The sequence below is a fragment of the Allobosea sp. 05T433 genome (genome assembly GCF_056396065.1).
In genome coordinates, this window is record NZ_JBFTKS010000085.1 from 1 (window position 1) to 2,989 (window position 2,989).

The 2,989-nt window shown below is 67.6% G+C and carries 2 protein-coding genes; both read left to right on the forward strand.

Annotated elements, in window-relative coordinates:
* A partial coding sequence (locus AC1DGP_RS34990; RefSeq protein ID WP_476833267.1) for a calcium-binding protein occupies positions 1-1,919 on the forward strand: 1,919 nt, incomplete at its 5' end.
* Positions 1,920-1,976: 57 nt separating this feature from the next.
* On the forward strand, positions 1,977-2,989 hold a 1,013-nt coding region (locus AC1DGP_RS34995; RefSeq protein ID WP_476833268.1), incomplete at its 3' end, for an HlyD family type I secretion periplasmic adaptor subunit.

Consider the following 2,989-nt stretch of genomic DNA (forward strand, 5'->3'; position numbering starts at 1 on the left):
TGACCGCGGTCGAGGGTGGCTGGGAGTTCACCCCGGCGCCCGGCTATTTTGGCCCGGTGACGCTGAGCTACGAGGTCAGCGACGAGACCGTCGCGGTCGCCCAGACCGCGCTCTTCAGGGTCGTCGAGTTCACCGAGATCAACGGCACGTCAGGCGATGACGGCCTGACCGGGACCGAATGCGCCGACCTGATCGACGGGCGCGACGGCAATGACGTGATCGACGGCCGCGGCGGCTCCGACATCCTGCATGGCGGCGCCGGCAACGACTTCATCCGCGGCGGCGCCGGCCATGACCTGATCTATGCCGGGCGCGGCAACGACATCGTCTATGGCGGCGACGGCAACGACACGATCTATGGCGATGACGGCGACGACCAGCTCTTCGGCGAGGATGGCGACGACATCATCTATGGCGAGGCCGGCAATGACATCATCATCGGCGGCAAGGGCAACGACCAGCTCTCCGGCGGTGACGGCAACGACCAGATCTCTGGCGGCGAGGGCAACGACCAGATCGCCGGGGATGCCGGCAACGACGTCGCCCATGGCGATGAGGGCGACGACACCGTGGATGGCGGCGCCGGGAATGATGAAGTTCATGGCGATGCCGGCGACGATCACGTCATGGGCGGCGCCGGCAATGACCAGGTCTATGGTGAGGACGGCGACGACATCCTCGACGGCGGCGCCGGCGACGACTGGATCGACGGCGGCGAAGGCGACAACACGATCTTCACCGGCGATGGCACCAACAGCGTCCGCACCGGCAACGGCAACAATGTTGTGACCGGTGGCGCTCATGTCGACATCGTCCAGTTCGGCGCCGGCCAGGACACGGCCCAGCTCGGCGCGGGCGACGATGCAGCGGCCGGCGGCGGCGGCGATGACCGGCTCTTCGGCGAGGATGGCGACGACACGCTCTCCGGCGACGACGGTGACGATGTGCTCGACGGCGGTTCCGGCGACGATCACCTCGCGGGCGGCAGCGGCGACGACCAGATCCATGGCGGGACCGGTGACGACATCGTCTTCGGCGGCGACGGGCGCGACCGGATCGAGGGCGACGCGGATGACGACATCGTCTTCGCCGGCGCCGGCGACGACCGGGTCGAGGGCAATGCCGGCAATGACCGGCTCTTCGGCGAGGCTGGTGACGACCGGATCGAGGGCGACGCGGGCGATGATGTCATCGATGGCGGGGCCGGCAACGACCGGCTCGAGGGCGATGACGGCGACGACGTGGTCATGGGCGGAGCTGGTAACGACCAGATCGCCGGAGATGCTGGCGACGATACGCTCGATGGCGGTACCGGTGAGGATCTCGTCAAGGCCGGCGCCGGCAACGACGTGATCATCGGCACGCTCGATGCCGCGGCCGATTGCTATGATGGCGGCAACGGCAGCGACACGCTGGATTACTCCCAGGCGACGCAATGCATCGACATCAACCTGGTCGAGGGCAAGGCGGTCAGCGTCGAGATCGGCGCGGACAGCTTCTCCAATATCGAGGCGGTGATCGGCGGCAGCGGCGACGACCACTTCACCATCGGTGCCGACGCAGTGACGCTGACCGGCGGTGCCGGCAACGACTGCTTCTCGTTCGACGTGCCCTATGACGAGGATGACCGCGACCTGATCCACCAGATCCTCGATCTCGAGGCTGGCGACCGCATCATCGTCAGCCAGTACCAGATCCGCACGGATGATGATCCCGCCAATGGTGCGCCCGGGGACGAGGCCGATCCGTTCGCCAGCGCCTATGGCGACCAGGCCGGCACTGCCAGCCAGCCCTTCCGCTTCCGCATCGAGAAGATCGGTGACAACGACTACACCTATGTCGACGTCTATCTCGAGCAGACCGACGAGAGGGACTACTCCATCGAGATCCAGGGCAGCCACAGGCTTTACTATTACTGACCTCGGTGCGGGGCAGCTCGGCCWCGCATCCCGGGTCCGCTGACGGGAGAGACGGATATGACCAGGCGCARTRTCGCATCGCAGGYGGGCGGGGAYGCCAGGGAAGGGCGCGAGCCGAAYTTCGGGCTCGGCCGGCATATGCTCGCCGGYACSGCGCTYGCCCTGCTCCTGGTCGTCGGCTGCGGCGGCTGGGCCGCCAGCGCCCATCTCAACGGCGCCGTGATCGCCCAGGGCTCGATCAAGGTCGATCAGAACCTCAAGGAGGTGCAGCACCGCGACGGCGGCGTCGTCCAGGCGATCGGGGTGCGACAGGGCGACCGGGTCGAGGCWGGCCAGACCCTGTTCTGGCTCGACGATGTCCAGACCAAGGCCGAGCTCTCGATCATCCGCTCGCAGCTCGGCGAAAATCTCGGCCGCAAGGCCCGCCTGATCGCCGAGCGCGACAACCTTGCCGCGATCACCTTCCCGGCCGAGTTCGCCCGATTCTCCGACGAGGCCAGCCAGATCATCCAGGGCGAGACCCGGTTGTTCGACGGCAACCGCACCAACCGCGAAAGCCGCAAGGAACAGCTCGAGATCAGCATCGTCCAGTCCGGYGAGGAGGTGAAGGGCCTCGAGGCGCGCCAGGTCGCCAAGGTCGAGGAGCTGCGCCTGGTCGAGCTCGAGCGCAACAAATATCTCGGCCTGTTYCAGAAGGGCTTCATCGACGGCACGAAGGTCTACAACATCAACCGCGAATGGGCCCGCCTGCTCGGCGAGCGCGGCGAGATCGAAGCCTCGATCGCCCGCGCCCGGCTGCGCGTCAGCGACGCCCGCCTCCAGATCATCGCCGTCGACGAGACCGCCCGCACCGAGGCCCAGCGCGAGCTGCGCCAGGTCGAGGCCAAGGTCTCCGAGCTCAGCGACCGGCGTCTCGCCAGTGAGGACCGGCTCTCACGCTCCGAGATCCGCGCCCCGATCGCCGGCATCGTCAACGAGTTGACCGTCTTCACCGTCGGCGGCGTCATCACCCCGGCCGCCCGTCTCGCCACCATCGTACCGGGCGAGGCCAAGCTCACCGTCGAGGTCAG